Source organism: Luteimonas deserti, assembly GCF_013425765.1.
Taxonomy (GTDB): domain Bacteria; phylum Pseudomonadota; class Gammaproteobacteria; order Xanthomonadales; family Xanthomonadaceae; genus Luteimonas; species Luteimonas deserti.
Map to the genome: position 1 here is coordinate 198186 of NZ_JACCJZ010000017.1, position 20254 is coordinate 218439.

Genomic DNA, 20254 nt, shown 5'->3' on the forward strand with positions numbered 1-20254 from the left:
TCCTGCACGGAGATTCCTGATGAACCGTTGGACCGGACTGCCGATCCTCGCCGCCCTGGCGCTGACCGCGTGCGTGACGATCAATGTCTATTTCCCCGCTGCCGAGGCCAAGGAAGCGGCGCGCGAGTTCGTCGAGAACGTGATCGGCGATCAGGCGCCGGCCGGCACCGCACCCGCGACGCCGCCGCCCGGCGGCGGCATGGCCCAGCGCGCGCCGCGCTTCGATGCCTGGATGCTGCTCGGGATCGGCAACGCCCAGGCGCAGACACCGGACATCACCATCCGCACGCCGGCCATCCAGGCGATCCAGTCGCGCATGGAGCAGCGGTTCAACGGCACGTTGCGGCCGCACTTCGATTCCGGCGCGCTGGGCTTCGGCGGCAACGGCCTGATCGTCGTGCGTGACGCCTCGGAGCTGCCGATCCGCGACCGGGTGGCGATCAACACCGCGGTCGCCGACGACAACCGCGACCGCCAGGCGGTGTATCGCGAGATCGCGGTGGCCAACGGCCATCCGGAGTGGGAAGCGCAGATCCGTGACGTGTTCGCGCGCCAGTGGATCGCGAGTGCCCGCTCGGGCTGGTGGTACCAGCAGGGCGGCAACTGGCAGCAGAAGTAGGTCACGCATCCTGTATCCGACGGGCCGCCTCCGGGCGGCCCGTCGCGTGTCCGGGACGGGGGGGAAGGCCCGTGCGCCGCGTCTGCGACAATACGCGGCCCTGTCGCCCGAAGCCTTCGCCACGTGGCCCGTAAACGCCTCGATCAAACGCCCTTCCAGGTCGACGTCGTCGATTCCACTCACGACGGCCGCGGCGTCGCCCGCCTAGCCGACGGCAAGGCCGTCTTCGTCGCCGGTGCGCTGCCGGGCGAACAGGTCCTGGCCCAGCGCACCGCGCGATCGCGCAGTTTCGACGAGGCGGTGGCCCTCGAGGTGCTGCGCGCCTCCGAGCACCGGGTGGCGCCGCGCTGCGCGCATTTCGGGATCTGTGGCGGGTGCGCCCTGCAGCACCTCGATTCCGGTCAGCAGATCCTGTCCAAGCAGCGCGTGCTGCGCGAGAACTTCGAACGCATCGGCCACGTGACGCCGACGCGCTGGATGCCGCCGCTGGTCGACCATCCCTGGGGCTACCGACGCAAGGGCCGGTTCTCGGTGCGCCGGGTGGACAAGAAAGACAAGACGCTGGTCGGTTTCCGTGAGCGCGACCCGCGCTTCGTCGCCGACCTCCATGAATGCCATACCGTGATCCCGGCGATCGGCGCGGTCGTTCCTGCGCTGTCGGCACTGGTCGATGGCCTGGCGGCGCGCAGCCACATTCCGCAGATCGAGTTCATCGCCGGCGACGCCACGCCGGAGTTCGATGGCGTCGCTCTGGTGTTCCGGCACCTGCAGCCGCTGTCGGACGTCGATCATGCGGCACTGGTCGCGTTCGGGCAGCGCCAGCGCATGGCGATCTTCCTGCAGCCGGGCGGCGTCGACAGCGTGCATCCACTGTGGCCGGCGTCGCCCGCGCTCGCATTCCGCCTGGCCCCGTGGGACGTGGAGCTGACCTTCCGCCCGCTGGACTTCATCCAGGTCAATGCACGGCTCAACGAAGCGATGATCGCGCACACGTTCGAGCTGCTGGATCTGGCGCCCGGGGACCGGGTGCTGGACCTGTTCTGTGGCCTCGGCAACTTCACCCTGCCGCTGGCCCGGCGCGTTCGCGAAGTGGTTGGAGTCGAGGGCGAGGCCGGGCTGGTGGCGCGCGCCCGGGAGAATGCCGCGCACAACGGGCTGGCCAATGCGGAGTTCTTCGCCGCCGACCTCACCCAGGACCAGCGTGGCACTGCATGGATGCGCCAGGGCTTCGACAAGCTGCTGCTGGATCCGCCGCGCTCCGGCGCGATCGACGTGCTCCGCCAGCTGCCGCTCGAGCGCTTCGGGCGCATCGTCTACGTCAGCTGCCACCCGGCCTCGCTGGCGCGCGACGCGGGTTACCTGGTGAACGAGCGCGGCTGGACCCTGGCCGATGCCGGGGTGATGGATATGTTTCCGCAGACCGCGCACGTCGAGTCGATCGCGCTGTTCGTGAAGAAGTAAACCGGGAGGTGCTGCCATGGGTGTCGAGATCGAACGCAAATTCCGTGTGACCTCCGACGCCTGGCGCGAGGCCGCCCACGCGGTGGTGCCGATGGCGCAGGGGTACCTCAACGACCAGGCGGCGATGGAACGCGGCGCGCAGAAGGCGTCGGTGCGGGTGCGCATGGAAGGCGATGGCGCCCGGCTCAACATCAAGTCGCGGGCGCTCGGGCACACGCGGCAGGAGTTCGAATGGGCCGTGCCGACGGAGGACGCGCGCGCCCTGCTGGCCCTGTGTGTCGGCGGGCTGGTGGAGAAGCGGCGCCACCTCGTGCGGCACGGCGCGCATCTGTGGGAAGTGGACGAGTTCCTCGGCGACAACGCAGGCCTCGTCGTCGCGGAAGTCGAGCTCGCCAGCGCCGACGCCGCATTCGAGCGACCCGCCTGGCTCGGCCGCGAGGTCACCGACGAGGCCCGCTTCTACAACCTGGCCCTGGCCTCGCGTCCGTTCGCCACATGGGCGCCCGGCGAGCGGGACTGACCAGCGACCCGGTGGGCGGGCCGCCGCCGCAGCCGCCTGAACGCGCGGACGCGCTGTCCGGACCAAGCCGTCGCTTCTGCGACAATGCCGGTCCGCATCGCCCGATGTGATTGGCTGGAGATCCGCAATGCTCGTGATCGGCGTGGCCGGCACCGAACTCACCGCGCAGGAGCGCGACTGGTTGCAGCACGACGCCTGCGCCGGTGTGATCCTGTTCAAGCGCAACTTCGCCTCGCGCGCGCAGATCGCCGAGCTGGCCGCGGCGATCCGCGCGTCCGCGCCGCGTCCGCAACTGGTCTGCGTGGACCAGGAGGGCGGCCGCGTGCAGCGTTTCCAGGAGGGCTATTCCGCGCTGCCGTCTCTGGCCGGTTTCGGCGCGCAGTACCTCGCAGATCCGCACGCCGCGTTGGCGGCCGCACATGCTCATGCGCGGACGATGGCGCAGGAAGTGCGCGCCAGCGGGGTCGATCTGAGCTTCGCGCCGGTGGTCGACGTCGGTCACGGCAACCTGGCGATCGGCGACCGTGCGTTTTCCGACGATCCGCACGTCGTCGCCGCGCTGACGCGCGCCTACGTCGAGGGCATGCACGAGGCCGGCATGGCCGCGACGCTCAAGCATTTCCCCGGACACGGCTCGGTACGCGAGGACACCCACTTCGACGACGCCGTCGACCGCCGCAGCCTCGACGACATCCGCGCCCACGATCTGGTGCCGTTCGTGGCCGGCATCGACGCCGGCGCCGATGCGGTCATGCTGGCGCACGTGGTCTATCCACAGGTCGCGCCCGAGCCCGCCGGCTATTCGTCGCTGTGGATCAATACGATCCTGCGCGAGCAGATGGGCTTCCGCGGCGTGGTGTTCTCGGACGACATCGGCATGGCTGCGGCGTTTTCCGCCGGTGGCATCAAGGCACGCGTCGATGCGCATCTCGACGCGGGCTGCGACGTGGTGCTGGTGTGCCATCCGGAGCTGGTCGCCGAATCGCTGGCCGCGGTCGAGGGTCGCACGCTCAATACCATGGCGCTGACCGGCCTGATCGGGCGTGGCCCGCTCGGCTGGGACGGCGCCATCGCCGGCGGCGCGTCCGCCCGAACCGGAGAGATCGCATGAACGTCCCCCGCCTCGACGATGCACTCGATACCGCCGACCTGCTGTTCGACCGTGACGCGCTCGAGGACGCCATCGAGGCGATGGCCGACGAGATCGCGGACGACTACGGCGACGACGAGACGCCGCCGGTGTTCCTGACCATCATGCACGGCGGCATGCCGTTCGCCGCGCAGCTCGCGTTCGCGCTCGGCGAGAACGAGATCGATCTGGAACTCGACTACCTGCACGCCACCCGCTACCGCGGCAACACCACCGGTTCGGGCCTGGCCTGGCTGCATCGCCCGGCGACGCCGCTGCAGGGCCGGCGTGTGCTGCTGGTCGACGACATCCTCGACGAGGGTCACACGCTCAAGGCGGTCAAGCACTGGTGCGAGGACCAGGGCGCGACCGACGTGCGGATCGCGGTGCTGGCGACCAAGGACCACGACCGCTGCGTCGAGGGTATAGAGGCTGACTACGTCGGCGTCGTCGTGCCGGACCGCTATGTGTTCGGGTACGGCATGGACCTGCACGAGCAGGGGCGCAACCTGCCGGCGATCTACGCACTGGCCGAGTGATCGCGGTCCCGTCCGCCGGCGCGCGGCGCGCAGGGATGGCGCCGCGTGGCGCACCGTGCGCCGGCCGCGCGATGCGGCCCGTCACCTCTCCCATGCCGCAGTCCACGGGTTCGCCCAGCCCCCTCGCTCCACCCGGGCCGACCCGGCGGCCCGCACACCTCACGCGGGCGACAATGGTCGCCGTCTCCGTCCATTCCAGAGCGCTTGCATGAATCTCGACATCGATCTGGCCGTCATCGGCGGCACCGGCCTGTACCAGCTGGCGAATCTCCAGGACGTGGAACCGCACCAGCCGGTGACGCGTTACGGCGCGCTGTCGGGACCGGTCCGTGTCGGCACGCTCGAAGGCCGGCGGGTCGCGTTCCTGGCCCGCCATGGCGAAGGCCATTCCCTGCCGCCGCACCGGGTGAACTACCGGGCCAACCTCTCGGCGCTGCATGCGTTCGGCGCGCGACGCGTCTTGGCGCTCAATACGGTCGGCGGCATCACCGGGCGGTTCGGGCCACGCGTGCTGGCCTGCCCGGACCAGCTGATCGACTACACCTGGGGCCGGGTCTCCACCTTCGGCGAAGACGAGGGCAGCGAGGTGTTGCACGTCGACTTCGGCGATCCCTACACACCGTCGCTGCGGCGCGAGGTGCTCGAAGCCGCGGGCAGTGCCGGAGTCGAGCTCGTGGACGGGGGCTGCTACGGCGCCACCCAGGGGCCCCGCCTGGAAACGCGCGCCGAGATCGCCCGCATGCGCCGCGACGGCTGCGACCTCGTCGGCATGACCGGCATGCCCGAGGCGGGCCTCGCGCGGGAACTCGGGCTGGACTATGCCTGCCTCGCGATCGTGGCCAACTGGGCGGCGGGGGCAGGCCCCCAGGTCGACGAGGTGATCACCTTCCAGGACGTGCTCGACAACGTCGCGGCCGCGTCGGCGGGAATCCCACCACTGCTGCGCGCACTGCTCGCCCGCTGATTGCGCCGGCTGCGGTGCGCTTCGCAGACTCGGCTGCCGGCCGGGTTCCTTGCAGGCACGCCCGGTATGACGCATCCAGACGAGATCGGACGTTCATGCACGACGGCCCTGTGGAGTGGTTCAACGACGCCAAGGGCTTCGGGTTCATCGCACCCGAGGATGGAAGCGCGGACGTGTTCGTGCACGATTCGGCCATCAGCGCCACCGGCTTCCGCACGCTGCAAGAGGGGCGGCGGGTGAGCTTCGAGGTCACCCAGAGGGCGAAGGGCGTCCAGGCGACGGGTGTCGCCCTGGCAGCCTGAGCATCGCTCGCTTCGTGAAAAAAAACCCCGCGTAAGCGGGGCTTTTTTTCTCCGGAAGGCGTCAGTCGAGCGGACGCCAGCGCAGCGCCAGAGCGTACTCGCGGCCCGCCTGGTTGTACCACTGCACGGTCTCGTAGGCCTTGTCGAACACGTTGGTGGCCCGGGCCTCGAGCGTCCAGTCCGGCGAGAACGTCCACGACGCACGCAGGTCCACCGTGCCGTAGCCCGGGACGCTCGCGGTATTGGCGGCATTGTCCCAGCGCTGGCCTGCGCCGCGCAGCGTGGCGCCGAGGCGCCACGCGCCGAATCCACGGTCGATGTCGAAGCGCCCGCTGTTGCGCGCCCGCCGTGCGAGCCGGTTGCCGAAGTTGGCGTTGTCGCTGCGGTCGCGCGGATCGACATGGCTGAGCTGGGTGGACAGGTTCCAGCCGGCGAGCGCCGTCGACACCGTGAGCTCCGCGCCGCGGATTCGCGCTTCCTGGATGTTCTGCGGCACGAAGTTGCCGTCGAGGAAGATCAGATCGTCGATGCGGCTTTCGAACACGTCGAAGGACCAGTCGAGCGGACGTCCGTACTGCGCGAGCCCCAGGTTGAGGGTCTTCGCACGCTCGGGCTCGAGATCGGGATTGGCGCTGAACGGAAAATAGAGATCGTTGAACGAAGGCGCCCTGAAACTCGTGCCGGCGCTCGCATTGAGGCGCAGGCCGCTCCCGAGGTCCACGCCCCAGCCGACGTTGCCGGTGGTCTGGCCGCCGAACTGCTCGTTGTCGTCGTGGCGCACGCCGGCCTGCAGCCGGTGCGCACCGACACGTGCGCGGTACTCGGAGAACACGGCGAAGTTCCTGCGCGTGGTCTGGGCGTAGGCGGTGGCGCCGATCACCTCGTCGGACTGCCAGTCGAACCCCAGATTCATGCCCTGCTGCGCGGTGAGGCCGATGTCGGCCTGCAGCGACGCGGTATCGCGCCGCGTGTCGATGCGGCCGACATCGCTGCGCGTGCCGGCGTCGGCGTCGCGGAAGTAGGTCGTGGACTTGTCGTAGGCGCGTCCGGCGCGGGCGGTCAGGCGCACATCGTCAGACGGCGCGTAGACCAGCGCCCCGCCGGCCACCTGCTGCACCACGTCCGCCTCGTTGCCGCCGAAGATGCTGCCGTCGAACTCGGAGAACGCGTCGGCGTGCAGGGCGTTGCCCTCGAGGCTCAGACCGTCCGCGAGCTCGATGCCGCCGCGTGCGGTGAAGGACCGGTTGCGGTAGCCGTCACGGTCGGGCTCGTCGACGAAACAGCCCTGGAACAGCGTGCCCGATCCGCGGCATGCGTCGATGCCGTCGGTGCGCTGGAAGGCGGCGTCGACGCCGTACCAGGCGCGCGTACCGCGTGCACCGATGCCCGCGCTGGCCTCGCGCAGCGCATTGCTGCCGATCCCCACGCGCGCATGCGAGGTCAGCGCGCCCTCCGGACGGCGGGTGAAGATCTGGATGACGCCGCCGATCGCGTCGGAACCGTACAGGCTGGCGCGCGGACCGCGCACGATCTCGATGCGTTCGATGTGCTCCACCGGGATGTCCTGGATCGGCGGAATGCCGGCGGTGGCCGAGCCGATGCGGATGCCGTCGACCAGCACCAGGACGTGATCCGATTCGGTGCCGCGCATGAAGATGGAGGTCAGGCGGCCCGGCCCGCCGGAGCTGCCGATCTCGATGCCCGCGCGCCCGCGCAGCAGGTCGGTCAGGTCGCGCGGCTGGAGGCGTTCGATCTCGGCGCGATCGATCACCTGGGCCGGCACGATGGTGTCGCCGAGCGTGCTCTCGGCCCGGTTGGCGGTGACCAGCACGGTGTCGAGGTCGCGGGCATCGGCTGCGGCGACAGCATGGGCAAGCGGTGAAGCGAGCGCGGCGACGATCGCCACGGTGAGGATGCGGAACGGCATTGCGGTCTCCTTGCGGCACGTGCACCCGCGCACGTGCGGCGGCTCGGTCGTGAGATCGCGAGCAACGGGCAGGCAACCGACCGGACGCATGCGCCCGGAACGCCGCCGCGATGCCCGCCGCATCGCAATCAGTGGACTTCGTGGCCGGTCTCCGGACTCGCGCGTGGGTGATGCACCCGGGCGCCGCGCCTTCCCGTGCCGGAGCACAGTGGCGGATGCGGCGCCTTGAACACGCTTACCGTTGCGGGGGCAGTGCCGGAATGGACGCCGCATCGCGGCAGTCGTCACCGGCTTCCCGTTTCAATCCAGCGGACGAACGCCGAGGGATCACCGCGAAGCAGGCGGGATTGTACGTCAGCGGGCGCTCCGCACACGCGTCGCGTGGTCCCGCTCGGGACGGCTCAGTCGTCCCGGGGGCCGAGCAGACCGTCTTCGGCGTTGTCGCCGAAGGCCGCGTCCTCGGCAGCGTCGTCGCCCGATGCCTGCCGGTGCAGCGTGGTGGTGACCGGGCCGGCCGCCGGGCGGCCGCGGGGATCGGGCAACAGCGCGATCGCCGCCTCGGCCGCTTCGACCAGGGCCTGGCGCCGGGCCTCCGGCACGTCCTGCCAGTGGCAGTCGCGCAGTGCACCTTCCAGCGAATACAGCAGATTGAGGCTGGGCTTGAAGCCCGCCCGGCGCACGCGCATGAAGGCATCGACGGGGCCCGCGGCCTCGAGATCCTCGCGCGTGCGCAGGCCCACCTGACGCAACCAGGCCGCGGACTTGGGACCGATGTTGCGCAACTTCAGCGCGCTCACGACAGGCTCGCGACGTACAGCGCGGCGATCGCCTCGAGCCCGGCCTGGTCGTCGGCGTCGAACCGCGCCGGCAGCGGGCTGTCGACGTCGAACACGCCGATCAGCCGCTCGCCGTCCTGCAGCGGCACCACGAGCTCCGAGCGCGACGCGCTGTCGCAGGCGATGTGGCCGGGGAAGGCATGCACGTCGTCCACGCGCTGGGTCTGCCGGGTGCGGGCCGCGGCCCCGCACACGCCCTTGTCGAGCGGGATGCGCACGCAGGCGGGCAGGCCCTGGAACGGGCCGACCACGAGTTCGGTGCCGTCGAAGAGATAGAAACCCACCCAGTTGAGATCCGGCAGCGCGTGATAGACCAGCGCCGAGAGATTGGCGGCATTGGCGATCGCGTCGCGTTCGCCGTGCAGCAGCGCCCGTGCCTGGGCCGCCAGCGCGGCATACTGTTCGGGCTTGGAGCCTGTCAGGGGAGAGGATGTGAACATGCCGAGCAGTGTAGCAGCGGCCCTGCCGGGGCCCGGCGCGCTCGATGCGCTGCCACGCGATTCCGACGGATTCCGCCTGCGCGGCCTGCAGGCATCGCGTCTGGAAACGTTCGTCGATGCCGCGTTCGCCTTCGCGGTGACCCTGCTGGTGGTCTCCTTCGACTCGATGCCGGCCACTCCGGCCGAGCTGCACGACGCGCTGCGGCGCACGCCGGCCTTCATCGCGGGCTTCGCGATCCTGGCGATGTTCTGGGCCACCCATCACCGCTTCAGTCGCCGCACCGGCCTGGCCGATGCCTACGTCACGCTGCTCGGACTCGTGCTGATCGCCGTCGCGCTCGTCTACGTGTATCCGCTGCGCCTGATCATGGGGGTCGCGCTGCACGCCCTGTCCGGCGGCTGGGCGCCCTCGCCGATGCCGCTTGCATGGGGCGAGGGGTCCTTCGGCAGCCTGTACGTGATCTACGGGCTCGGCTTCGCCGCGATGTGCAGCATCCTCCTGCTGCTCAACCGGCATGCGCTGGCAGCTGCCGATGCGCTCGCGCTCGACCCGGTCGAACGTTGCGTGCTCCGGCAGGAAGCCGGTGCGATGGCCTGGCTGCTGGTCCCCACGGGTGCGTCCATCCTGCTCGCCCTGCTGCCGCTGCCGCCGCACAGCGCCTGGCAGGGGCTTCCCGGCCTCGTCTACTGCAGTCTGGCGGTGCTGATGCCCTGGTACGCGGTGCGCAGCGCGCGGGCGCTGGCCCGGGTGCGCGCAGGCGAGACGCCCGCATGAGCGCACGCAGCCTGCTGGTCACCGGCACCGACACCGGCATCGGCAAGACCCACGCAACGGTCGCGCTGCTGCACGCGCTGCGCCGTGGCGGCTTGCGTGCCGTGGGCATGAAGCCGGTCGCGAGCGGGTGCGACTGGCTGGACGGCGGCTGGCGCAACGGGGACGCGCTGGCCCTGCAGGATGCGAGCGTCCCGCGTCCCGTGTACGCCGACGTCAACCCGGTCGCGCTGCCGGAACCCACGGCGCCCACCCTCGCGGCCCGGGCGGCCGGCGTGCACGTCGACGTCGCCACCGTGTACGCCGCGCACGCGCGGCTCGCCGCCACTGCCGACATCGTGCTCGTCGAAGGCGCCGGCGGCTGGGCCGCGCCGCTGGCGACGACGCTGGAACACGCCGACCTCGCGCGCCATCTCGGCGGCGCCGTGGTGCTGGTGGTGGGCCTCAGGCTGGGGTGCCTGAGCCATGCGCGTCTGACCGCGCGCGCGATCGAGGCCGACGGCTGCCGGCTGGTGGGCTGGATCGGCAACCGCATCGATCCCGAGTTCGCCCGTGTCGACGAATATCTCGACCTGCTCGCCGACGCACTGTGCGAGCCCTGTCTCGCGGTGCTGCCCCACATCGCCGCCGGCGCGCCCGGACCGACGCGGATCGACCCGGATCCGGCGTGGCTCGCGAGCGTATAGCGCCGCCCGTCGGGGCGGCGGCGGGAGCGGCGCCCGGAACGTGAACGCCCGTGTCCGGACAGGACCATGCCTCCGACCCGGTGGACCGACGGAGCGGATGCCGGCACATCGGGGATGTCCATGCCGGGAAACGCGGCAGGCGCGGCCGAAGCCGCGCCTGCCGGTCACGCGTGGTGCTGCGCTCAGTGGCCCAGCGGGGCCGGCGCCAGGTCGCCGCCGTCGTCGAGATCCCGATCACGTGCGAGCGCATCGCGATCATGACCGTGGTCGCGGGCCAGCAGCAGATAGAACGCGGGCAGCACGAACAGCGTGAACGCCGTACCGATCGACATGCCGGCCGCGATCACCAGGCCCATCGAGAAGCGTGCGGCAGCGCCCGGGCCACTCGCGATCAGCAGTGGCACCATCGCGAAGACCAGTGCCGCCGTGGTCATCAGCACCGGGCGCAGGCGGATCGCCGCCGCCTGCTCGATCGCCTCGGCCTTGGACATGCCCTCGTTGATCTGCAGCTTGTTGGCGAACTCCACGATCAGGATGCCGTGCTTGGCGATCACGCCGACCAGGGTCACCAGGCCGACCTGGGTGTAGATGTTGATCGACATCCCGGGAAAGGCCTCGATGCCGGCGGCGAACTGGAGCACACCGGCCAGCAGTGCGAGCGCATTGAGCACCAGCAGCGCGCCGCTGATCGCCATCGGCACGGTCATCAGCATGATCACCGCATCGCGGAAGCTCTCGAACTGGGCGGCCAGCACCAGGAAGATGATCACCAGCGCGAAGGCCAGCGTCACCAGCATCGTCGAGCCCTCCTGCTTGAACTGGCGCGATTCGCCGGCGTAGTCGACGCTGTAGCCCTGCGGCAGGACATCCGCGGCGATCTCGTCGAGCACCCGCAGTGCCTCGCCCTTCGATACGCCGGGGCGCGGCGCGAAGGTGATGCCCACCGCATTGAGCTGCTGGAAGCGCTTGAGCGACTGGGGCTGCGCACTCTCCTTGAACGAGACCACGGTGGAGAGCGGGATCAGCTCGCCGTCGCGGGTGCGGGTGTAGTAGTTGCCGACCTGCTCGGGATTGAGCCGGTCGCTGCGCTGGACCTGCGGAATCACCCGGTAGGAGCGGTTCTCCATCGCGAACCGGTTGACGTAGCCGCCGGCGAGCAGGGCGCTCATGTCGGCGGCCAGCGTGCGCATGTCGATCCCGAGCAGCGCCGCCTTGTCGCGGTCGATCTGCACCTCGACCCGCGGCTTGTCGATCTTCAGGTCCTTGTCGAGGAAGATGAAGCGCCGGCTCTCCTGCGCCCGCGCGACCACCTGGTCGGCCAGCTCGTTGAGCTGTTCCAGCGAGCCGATGCCGCCGATCAGGAACTCGCCGCCGCCGTCACCGCCGGCCGAGGGCAGGGACGGTGGCACCAGCGCGAAGATGTTCAGGCCGGTGATCTCGGCGAGCTTGGGCTGCAGGTCCTGCTGCAGGATCTGGTTGGTGGAGCGGTCGCGCTGGCTCCAGGGCTTCATGACGAACCCGCCCATCGCGCTGTTGCTGCCGCCCATGCCGCCGAAGCCGCCGTTGAACAGGAAGAAATCGTTGATCTCGGGAATCTGCTCGACTACCGCGGTCATCTCCTCGGTGTAGCGCTCGACGTAATCGAGCGTACTGGCCGCGTCGGCGCTGCCGATCGCGAACACGAAGCCCTCGTCCTCGGGCGGCGCGGGCTCCTGCGGCGCACCGACATACAGGAACACGCACGACACCAGCACGATCGCGCCGAACACCAGGATCACCCAGCGCGTCTGCAGCGCGCCGTGCAGCCGGCGCTGGTAGCCCTGCTGCAGCCGGTCGAAGCGGCGGTCCAGCCACAGTTCGAGCCGGCTCTTGCTCGACTCGCTGTGCGGCTTGAGGATCTTCGCGCACATCATCGGCGTGAGCGTCAGTGCAATCACACCCGACAACAGCACCGCGCCGGCCAGGGTGAAGGCGAACTCGGTGAACAGCACGCCGGTCAGGCCGCCCTGGAAGCCGATCGGCAGATAGACCGCCACCAGCGTCGTGGTCATCGCGACCACCGGCCACGCGAGTTCGCGCGCGCCGCGGATCGCCGCGTCGAACGGCGTCATGCCTTCCTCGATGTGGCGGTGGATGTTCTCCAGCACGATGATCGCGTCGTCGACCACGATGCCGATCGCCAGCACCATCGCGAGCAGGGTCAGCAGGTTGATCGTGAAGCCCATCAGCAGCATCAGGAACAGCGCGCCGATCAGCGACAGCGGCACCGTGACCGCCGGGATCAGCACGCTGCGGAACGAGCCGAGGAACAGGTAGATGACGACGATCACGATGATCACCGCCTCGACGATCGTGCGGATCACCTCGTTGATGCCGTCCTGGATCGACTCGGTGCTGTCGTAGGGAATCGTCGCCTCGATGCCTTCGGGCAGCTGGGGCACGATCTCGGTGTCCCAGACGCGGCGCACGTCGGCGATGACGTCGAGCGAGTTCGCGTCGGGCGAGACGAAGATGCCCATGAAGGTCGCCGCATCGCCGTTGATGCGCACCGACGAGCCGTAGTTCTCCGAGCCCAGCACCACGTCGGCGATGTCGCCCAGCCGTACGATCGCACCATCGGCCTCGCGCACGACGAGCGCGCGGAATTCCTCGGGCGTGCGCAGGTCGGTGCGTGCGGTGAGATCCACCGACACCATCTGGCCCTTGGTCGAACCGAGTGCCGAGAGCACGTTGTTGGACTGCAGCGCGGCGTAGACGTCGCTGGCGGTCACGCCGAGCGCGGTCATGCGATCAGGCTTGAGCCACACGCGCATCGCGAACGCGCCCGGTCCCATGATCTCGGCGCGCTGCACACCGGGGATCGTCGCGATCCGCGGCTCGACCGCACGGGTGAGGTAGTCGGTGATCTGGTTGTCGTTGAGCTGCTCGCTGGCGAACGAGACGTACATCGCCGCGACCTGCTGGCCCTGCTGCAGGTCGATGACCGGATCTTCCGACTCGGCCGGCAGTTCGCTGCGCAGCTTGTTGACCTTGGCCGCGATCTGGGTGAGCGCTTCGTTGGGATCGTAGTCGAGGCGGATGTAGGCCTGGATCACGCTCACGCCGGCGGAGCTGGTGGAGGTGATGTAGTCGATGCCCTCGGCGCTGGCGACCTCGCGTTCCAGCGGCGTGGTGATGAAGCCCTGGATCAGGTCGGCGTCGGCGCCGAAGTACGTCGTGCTGACGTTGACGACCGCGTTCTGCAGCTCGGGGTACTGGCGTACGTTGAGCTCGGAGAACGCGCGCAGGCCGAACAGCAGGATGAACAGGCTGACGACGACCGCCAGCACGGGTTTGCGGATGAACAGGTCGGTGAATTTCATCTCGGTCTCCCCCGCGCAGCGGTGCGCGGGTCAGGGAGCGGGGCGCGAGTGCGCGGCGGTCAGCGGTTCTGCGGCGTCGGTGCTTCGTCGGCGCTGGGCTGGACCCGGTTGTTGATGGTCACCACGGCATCGTTGCGCAGCTTGAGCAGGCCGCTGGTGGCCACGCGTTCGCCCGGCTCGAGGCCCTCGGTCACGGTGATCAGGTCGCCGCGGGTCGCGCCGGTGGTGATGAAGCGCTGGCGTACCACCAGGGTGGGGCCGTCACCTTCGCCCCCGGCCGGCGCCGCCTCGCCCTCGGCAGGCGCACGCTCGCTGACCACGTACACCGCATTGCCGTAGGGGTTGAAGCTCACCGCCGTCTGCGGGATCACCACCACCTTCCGGGCGCCGCCGACCTGCAGGCCGACGCGGGCGAACGCACCTGGACGCAGCTCGCGGTCGGGATTGGGCAGCGTGGCCTGGATCTGGAAATTGCGCGTGCCGGGATCGACCGACGGCTCGATCGCGGTGATCGTGCCCTCGAAGCGCTTGCCGGGCAGCGAGTCCACCGTCACCTGCACGGTGCCGCCTTCCTCGACCAGCGGCAGCTGCTGCTCGGGCAGGGAGAAATCGAGGAAGATCGGATCGAGCTGCTGCAGGCTGACGATCGGCGTGCCCGGCGCGACGAACTGCCCCAGGTTCACCCGGCGGATGCCGAGCACGCCGTCGAAGGGTGCACGGATGGTCTTCTGGGCGATCAACGCACGCTGCGCCTCGACCTGGGCCTGGGCGGTGGCCGCTTCGGTGGCACGCTGCTCGACGTCGGCCAGTGACACCAGCTGGTCGCGGCCGAGCTGCTGCCAGCGGTCGCGCTGCACGGCGGCCAGCTTGGCCGCGGCTTCGGTCGAACGCAGCACGGCCAGCTCGTTCTCGGTATTGAGTTCGACCAGCACCGTGCCGGCGCGCACCGGCTGGCCCGGCTCGAACGCGAGCCGCCGGATGACGCCGCCGGCCTCGGTGGTGACGTCGGTGCCGTTGACCGCGACGAGGGTGCCCACCGCGTCGAGCGGCGTCGCCCATTCCTGCTCGGTAGCGTCGAAGGTGGTGATGGCCACCGGCGGCTGCGGCATGTTGTCGAAAAACTCGTTCATGCCCCGGCCCATGATGGCCTTGGCCAGGAACACCCCGCCGAACACCACGGCGGTGAGCAGCAGCACGACGAACAGGCGGAGCTTGGGGCGCGGTGCGCGCCGGGTTTGGGTGCGGGCCATGGATCGGTTTCCGTCTAGGGAAGGTGAGGAGGAGGCGGCGGCGCGATGCTCGACCAGTCGGTGCCGAAGACCGCGCGGCTGACGTGGCCGATCAACGTGTCCAGCGCGGCGTCGTCGGCCACGTCGAACAGCGGCTGCCAGCCGTAGCCGTTGAGCAGGTACTGCAGCTGCTGGATCAGCACCCGGTACGGGTCGAGGGCGGTATCCGGATCGAGCAGGCCCTGTCGCTGGGCAAGCGTATGCATGCCCATGGTCATCAGCCATGGGCCCATGGTCACGGCGGCGGGTGACAGGCGCGTGCCAGCAGGAAGATCACCGCGGGCCCGGGCATCGACCGCGATGGTCTCGATCAGCCGGCTCAGGGGACGCCCGGCGGCCAGCGCACGCCGTCGGCAGCCGGGCGATGCCGCGCCCCAGACCACCTCGGTCCAGACGAACTGGGCCAGGCGGAAATGCTCAGGCTGCTCGCGCATGATCAGCAGATCGGCCAGTACCACCGCCAGCATCTTCTCGCGGGTGCCGCCGTCCCAGGCCACGGCGCGCTCGAACAGCTCGACGCGATCGAGACAGTTGCGGGTCGCCAGGGTAACCAGCAGGTCCTCCTTGCTGGCGAAATGCTTGTAGAGCGTGCCGATCGCGTAGCCGCTTTCCTCGGCCACGCGGGCCATCTGCAACGACAGCAGGCCATCACGCTGGATCAGGGACTGTGCGGCGTCGAGCATCGCCTGCTCGCGCATGGCGACATCGCGCTGCCGCCGGGCGATGACGGTCGACACCGTGGACATCCGTGAGCCTGAACAGGGAGTGCGGCGCAAAGTATGAATCCGATTCACGGCGTGAGCAAGGTTCGGCAACGCGAGCGATCCGCATCCGCACTTTGCGCCTCGTGGCGTGTCGAGGCGGAACACGGTTCGCCCTGGATGAATTAGCTATACTCGCCAGTACAGAAATTCCTCTCCGGGTTGTCGTCCATGAACCGATTCCTGTGCTCGGCCGTGCTGGCCGTGGTGCTCGTCGCCTGCAGTGCCTCGCCGGAACCGGTGGCCCCGGCGCCGCCCAAGGTGGGCGTGCTGACCATGGTGCCGACCACGGTGGCCGTGCAGCAGGAGCTGGTGGGCCGTCTCGCGCCGTTCCGCAGCGCGGATGTGCGTGCCCGGGTGCCCGGGGTGCTGGAACGCCGCGTCTACCGCGAGGGCAGCGATGTGGCCGAGGGCGACGAGCTGTTCCGGATCGATCCGGCCCAGCTGCAGGCGGCGCTCGGCAGCGCCTCGGGTGCCGAGGCCCAGGCCCGTGCGAACGCCGCCAATGCGAAGAGCGCGGCCGACCGTGCGCGGCAGCTCGCGCCGACGAGTTTCATCTCGCGCTCGGACCTCGACAATGCGCTGGCGGCCGAGCGCAGTGCCGAGGCGGCACTGCAGGCGGCGCGCGCGGCCACGCGCTCGGCCCAGATCAATCTCGGTTACGCCACGGTGCGGGCGCCGATCGCGGGCCGCGCGGGCAAGCAGCAGGTCACCGAAGGCGCGCTCGTCGGTCAGGGCGAGGCGACGCTGCTGACCACCGTGGACCAGATCGATCCGCTGTACGTCAACTTTTCGATGAGCGCCGAGGACTTCAGCCGCATCCGTGCCATGCCGCTCGAGCGTGATGCGGGCGCGGGGCGGGTCGAGATCGTGCTGCCCGACGGGCGCGTGCACGACCAGTCGGCGACACTGGACTTCTCCGGCGACGTGGTGGATCCGGCGACCGGCGCGGTGCAGCTGCGCGCGATCCTGCCCAATCCCGAGCGTCGTCTGCTGCCGGGGGTCTACGTGACGCTGCGCGCGACGCTCGGGCAGCAGGCGGGCGTGTTCCTGGTGCCGCAGGCCGCGGTGCTGCGTGATGCCAATACCGCCTACGTCCTGGTGGCGGGCGAGGGTGACAAGGTCGTGCGCAAGGTGATCCGCACCGAACGTGCGCAGGCCGGCCAGTGGGTGGTCAGCGAGGGTCTGGCGCCGGGCGATCGGGTCATTGTCAGCGGCGTGCCCAAGGCACGCCCGGACGCGGTCGTCACGCCGGTGCCGTGGACGCCCGACGCGACACCTGACTCCCCGGCGCGCCCGCCCGCGGGTGCCGCGCAGGCGGCGATTCCCGGGACCGGCACCGGCGCCGCGACGCCGGCGGCGCCTGCATCCAACGACGACCGGGACTGAGCCCCGATGCCCCGCTTCTTCATCGACCATCCGGTCTTCGCCTGGGTCGTCTCCATCCTGATCTCGCTCGCCGGCGTGATCGCCCTGCTGAACATGGGCGTGGAGTCGTATCCGAGCGTCGCACCGCCCCAGGTCACCGTGTCGGCGACCTATCCCGGCGCCAGTGCCGACACCACCGAGCGCGCGGTGACCCAGGTCATCGAACAGCAGCTCACCGGCATCGACAACCTGCTGTATTTCAGCTCGACCTCGAGTTCGTCGGGCCGCGCCACCGTCACCCTGACCTTCGAGACCGGCACCGACGCCGACATCGCCCAGGTCCAGGTCCAGAACAAGGTCTCGCTGGCCACCCCGCGATTGCCCACCGAGGTGGTCCAGCAGGGCGTCGTCGTGGCCAAGGCCAACGCAGGCTTCCTCATGGTGGTGGGCCTGCGCGCCGAGGACCCCTCGGTCACCCGCAACCAGCTCAACGACCTGATCGGCTCCCGTGTGCTGGAACAGATCGCCCGCGTGCCCGGCGTCGGCAGTACCCAGCAGTTCGGTTCCGAGTACGCCATGAACATCTGGCTGGATCCGGGCCGGCTGCAGGGCTACGGCATGTCGGCGACCCAGGTGCTGGCGGCCGTGCGCGGACAGAACGTGCAGTTCGCGGCCGGCTCGATCGGCTCCGACCCCGCGCCCGCGGGGCAAGGCTTCACCGCGACGGTGTCGGCCGAGGGCCGCTTCAGCACGCCCGAGCAGTTCGAGAACATCGTCCTGCGCGCAGACCCCGACGGCGCCACGGTGCGGCTCAAGGACGTGGCCCGGGTCGCAATCGGGGCCTCGGGCTACGGCTTCGACACCAAGTTCAACGGCCAGCCCACGGGCGCGTTCGCGATCCAGCTGCTTCCGGGTGCCAACGCGTTGACCGTGGGCGAGGCGGTGTCGGCACGGATGGACGAGCTGCAGCCCTCGTTCCCGCCGGGCGTGGAATGGTTCAAGCCGTTCGACAGCACCACCTTCGTCACGCTGTCGATCAAGGAGGTAGTCAAGACGCTGATCGAGGCGGTGATCCTCGTCTTTCTGGTGATGCTGGTGTTCCTGCAGAACCTGCGGGCGACGATCATCCCGACGCTGGTGATTCCGATCGCGCTGCTCGGTACGTTCCTGGGGCTGAGCCTGCTCGGCTTCACCATCAACCAGCTCACGCTGTTCGCGATGGTGCTGGCGATCGGCATCGTGGTCGACGATGCGATCGTGGTGATCGAGAACGTCGAGCGGATCATGGCCGAGGAGCATCTCCCGCCGCGCGAGGCGACGATCAAGGCGATGGACCAGATCACCGGCGCGGTGGTGGCGATCACGGTGGTGCTCGCGGCGGTGTTCATTCCCAGCGCCCTCCAGGGCGGCGCCTCCGGCGAGATCTACAAGCAGTTCGCGATCACCATCGCGGTGTCGATGGGCTTCTCGGCCTTTCTGGCGCTGGGCTTCACGCCGGCGCTGTGCGCGACCTTTCTCAAGCAGCACGCGCCGCCGGGCGAGCGCCGTGACAACGCCTTCGTGCGCCGCTTCAACCGCTACTACGAACGCATCAACCGCACCTATGTCGGCCACATCGGCAGTGCGGTCCGGCACGCCCCACGCTGGATGGCGGTGTTCGTGGCGTTGTCGGCGCTGTGCGGGTTTTTGTACACGAAGCTGCCGAGCAGCTTCCTGCCCGCCGAGGACCAGGGCTACGCGCTGGCGATCGTGCAGTTGCCCCCGGGTTCCACCCTGCAACGCACGAATGCGGTGTTCGAGGACGTGCGCGCGCGGCTGGAACAGAACCCGGCGTTCGAGAGCATGCTCCAGGTGGCCGGTTTCAGTTTCGTGGGCCAGGGCGAGAACGTCGGCATGGGCTTCATCAAGCTCAAGGACTGGGCCGATCGCGACGTCGACATCAACGGCTTCCTCGGCCAGGCCAACGGTGCGCTGCAGGGCGTGCAGGACGCGACGATCTTCGTCGTGAACCTGCCCACGGTGCAGGGCCTGGGCCAGTTCGGCGGCTTCGACATGTACCTGCAGGACCGGTCCGGCGCCGGCAACGCCGCGCTGCAGCAGGCCCGCAACCAGCTGCTCGGCGCGGCCGCGGAGCAGGGCGACCTGTTGCAGGGCGTGCGCCCGAACACCCTGGAGGATGCGCCGCAGCTGCAGCTGCATGTCGACCGGGTGCAGGCCCAGTCGATGGGCCTGTCGGTGACCGATGTCTATAGCGCCATCCAGTTGATGCTGGCGCCGGTCTACGTCAACGATTTCATCTCCGAAGGCCGCATCAAGCGCGTCACGATGCAGGCCGACGCCCGGTACCGCACCGATCCGGACTCGATCGGCCGCTTCCACACGCCGAGCGCACTCGGCCGGGACGCCGACGGCCGCCCGACGATGATTCCCCTGAGCACCGTCGTGCGCCCGGAATGGGGCGCGAGCACGCCGTCGCTGACCCGCTACAACGGGTACTCCGCGATCAACATCGTCGGCGCGCAGGCGCCGGGGCGCAGCTCGGGCGAGGCGATGCGGGCGATGGAGGCGATCGTCGAGACCGAGCTGCCGCCGGGCTTCGGCTACGACTGGGCGGGCATGTCCTACCAGGAGATCATCGCCGGCAATACGGCCACGCTGCTTCTGCTGCTGTCGGTCGTGGTGGTGTTCCTGTGTCTGGCGGCGCTGTACGAGAGCTGGTCGATCCCGGTGGCGGTGCTGCTGGTGGTGCCGCTGGGCATCCTCGGCGCCGTGGTGTTCACGATGCTCCGGCCGGGCCTGTCGAACGACATCTTCTTCAAGATCGGCATGGTCACGGTGATCGGTCTGGCCGCGAAGAACGCGATCCTGATCGTCGAGTTCGCGGTGCAGCAGTACAAGGCGGGCCGGACCCTGTTCGACGCGACGGTGGAAGCGGCCAACCTGCGCTTCCGTCCGATCCTGATGACCTCGTTCGCCTTCATCATGGGCGTCACGCCGATGGCGCTGTCGAGCGGAGCCGGTGCGAACGCGCGTCATGCGCTGGCCACCGGCGTCATCGGCGGCATGCTGTTCGCCACGTTCCTCGGCCTGCTGCTGATCCCGGTGTTCTTCGTCATCGTGCGCCGGGTGCTCGGCGACAGACTCGACGAGCGCGATCCGCGCCTGCCGCCGCCCGACGACGGCACCGGACCACGGGCACGTCGCGCGCATTGAACCATCGCGCGCCGGCGCCGCGCTGCGGCACCGGCTGTCGAGCGGTCCCGCGCCGGGCGCCGGCGC

17 protein-coding genes and 1 riboswitch are annotated in these 20254 nt (G+C 69.7%); of the genes, 11 read left to right on the forward strand and 6 right to left on the reverse strand.

What is annotated here, in order from left to right:
* The first annotated feature begins 19 nt into the window (after positions 1-19).
* From H0E82_RS10090 to H0E82_RS10120, 7 genes are all read left to right on the forward strand, one after another.
* The gene (locus tag H0E82_RS10090; RefSeq protein ID WP_180545330.1) at positions 20-619 is read left to right on the forward strand and encodes a YdbL family probable chaperone protein; all 600 of its coding nucleotides are present in this window, start codon (positions 20-22) and stop codon (positions 617-619) included.
* A gap of 123 nt (positions 620-742) precedes the next feature.
* The gene (gene rlmD / locus H0E82_RS10095; protein ID WP_328797007.1) at positions 743-2080 is read left to right on the forward strand and encodes a 23S rRNA (uracil(1939)-C(5))-methyltransferase RlmD; all 1338 of its coding nucleotides are present in this window, start codon (positions 743-745) and stop codon (positions 2078-2080) included.
* Positions 2081-2096: 16 nt separating this feature from the next.
* A complete protein-coding gene (locus H0E82_RS10100; protein WP_180545331.1) occupies positions 2097-2600 on the forward strand; it encodes a CYTH domain-containing protein in 504 nt (167 codons plus the stop codon).
* 127 nt (positions 2601-2727) lie between these two features.
* On the forward strand, positions 2728-3711 hold the full coding sequence (gene nagZ / locus H0E82_RS10105; protein WP_180545332.1) for a beta-N-acetylhexosaminidase: 984 nt from the start codon (positions 2728-2730) through the stop codon (positions 3709-3711).
* Positions 3708-4268, forward strand: coding sequence for a hypoxanthine-guanine phosphoribosyltransferase (locus H0E82_RS10110; RefSeq protein ID WP_180545333.1), 561 nt, complete (start codon positions 3708-3710; stop codon positions 4266-4268). Before nagZ ends, H0E82_RS10110 begins: the two co-directional genes overlap by 4 nt.
* A gap of 208 nt (positions 4269-4476) precedes the next feature.
* On the forward strand, positions 4477-5232 hold the full coding sequence (locus H0E82_RS10115) for an S-methyl-5'-thioinosine phosphorylase (protein WP_180545334.1): 756 nt from the start codon (positions 4477-4479) through the stop codon (positions 5230-5232).
* 95 nt (positions 5233-5327) lie between these two features.
* Entirely contained in the window at positions 5328-5534 is a 207-nt protein-coding gene (locus tag H0E82_RS10120; protein ID WP_180545335.1) for a cold shock domain-containing protein, read from the forward strand.
* A gap of 61 nt (positions 5535-5595) precedes the next feature.
* Here H0E82_RS10120 and H0E82_RS10125 read toward each other — a convergent pair whose 3' ends face one another.
* The 3 genes from H0E82_RS10125 to H0E82_RS10135 all read right to left on the reverse strand — a co-directional run bounded on the left by H0E82_RS10125 (position 5596) and on the right by H0E82_RS10135 (position 8737).
* Positions 5596-7461 carry a TonB-dependent receptor domain-containing protein gene (locus H0E82_RS10125; RefSeq protein WP_180545336.1) on the reverse strand — a complete coding sequence of 622 codons (1866 nt, stop codon included), beginning with the start codon at positions 7459-7461 and terminating at the stop codon, positions 5596-5598.
* A 125-nt stretch (positions 7462-7586) separates the two neighbouring features.
* A riboswitch (cobalamin riboswitch) is annotated at positions 7587-7811 on the reverse strand.
* A gap of 51 nt (positions 7812-7862) precedes the next feature.
* Entirely contained in the window at positions 7863-8258 is a 396-nt protein-coding gene (locus tag H0E82_RS10130; protein ID WP_180545337.1) for a TfoX/Sxy family protein, read from the reverse strand.
* Positions 8255-8737 carry a GAF domain-containing protein gene (locus H0E82_RS10135; RefSeq protein WP_180545338.1) on the reverse strand — a complete coding sequence of 161 codons (483 nt, stop codon included), beginning with the start codon at positions 8735-8737 and terminating at the stop codon, positions 8255-8257. The genes H0E82_RS10130 and H0E82_RS10135 overlap by 4 nt, the downstream gene beginning before the upstream one ends.
* Between H0E82_RS10135 and H0E82_RS10140 the strand changes: the two genes are divergently transcribed.
* Together H0E82_RS10140 and bioD are read left to right on the forward strand one after the other, a co-directional pair.
* On the forward strand, positions 8736-9512 hold the full coding sequence (locus H0E82_RS10140) for a TMEM175 family protein (RefSeq protein ID WP_180545339.1): 777 nt from the start codon (positions 8736-8738) through the stop codon (positions 9510-9512). The genes H0E82_RS10135 and H0E82_RS10140 overlap by 2 nt on opposite strands.
* Positions 9509-10195, forward strand: a complete 687-nt coding sequence (bioD, locus tag H0E82_RS10145) for a dethiobiotin synthase (RefSeq protein WP_180545340.1) — start codon at positions 9509-9511, stop codon at positions 10193-10195. The genes H0E82_RS10140 and bioD overlap by 4 nt, the downstream gene beginning before the upstream one ends.
* A 182-nt stretch (positions 10196-10377) precedes the next feature.
* Here bioD and H0E82_RS10150 read toward each other — a convergent pair whose 3' ends face one another.
* The 3 genes from H0E82_RS10150 to H0E82_RS10160 are packed head-to-tail and all read right to left on the reverse strand — an operon-like array spanning position 10378 to position 15592.
* Positions 10378-13557 carry an efflux RND transporter permease subunit gene (locus H0E82_RS10150; protein WP_180545341.1) on the reverse strand — a complete coding sequence of 1060 codons (3180 nt, stop codon included), beginning with the start codon at positions 13555-13557 and terminating at the stop codon, positions 10378-10380.
* 59 nt (positions 13558-13616) lie between these two features.
* Complete coding sequence (locus H0E82_RS10155) at positions 13617-14807, reverse strand: efflux RND transporter periplasmic adaptor subunit (protein WP_180545342.1); 1191 nt, start codon at positions 14805-14807, stop codon at positions 13617-13619.
* A gap of 14 nt (positions 14808-14821) precedes the next feature.
* Positions 14822-15592 carry a TetR/AcrR family transcriptional regulator gene (locus H0E82_RS10160; protein ID WP_180545343.1) on the reverse strand — a complete coding sequence of 257 codons (771 nt, stop codon included), beginning with the start codon at positions 15590-15592 and terminating at the stop codon, positions 14822-14824.
* 186 nt (positions 15593-15778) lie between these two features.
* On the opposite strand from H0E82_RS10160, the gene H0E82_RS10165 reads away from it, so the two are divergent.
* Positions 15779-16996 (forward strand): efflux RND transporter periplasmic adaptor subunit, encoded by a 1218-nt coding sequence (locus H0E82_RS10165; protein WP_180545344.1) that lies wholly within the window; start codon positions 15779-15781, stop codon positions 16994-16996.
* Between the two features lie 6 nt (positions 16997-17002).
* The gene (locus H0E82_RS10170) at positions 17003-20188 is read left to right on the forward strand and encodes a multidrug efflux RND transporter permease subunit (RefSeq protein WP_180545345.1); all 3186 of its coding nucleotides are present in this window, start codon (positions 17003-17005) and stop codon (positions 20186-20188) included.
* Positions 20189-20254: the final 66 nt, after the last annotated feature.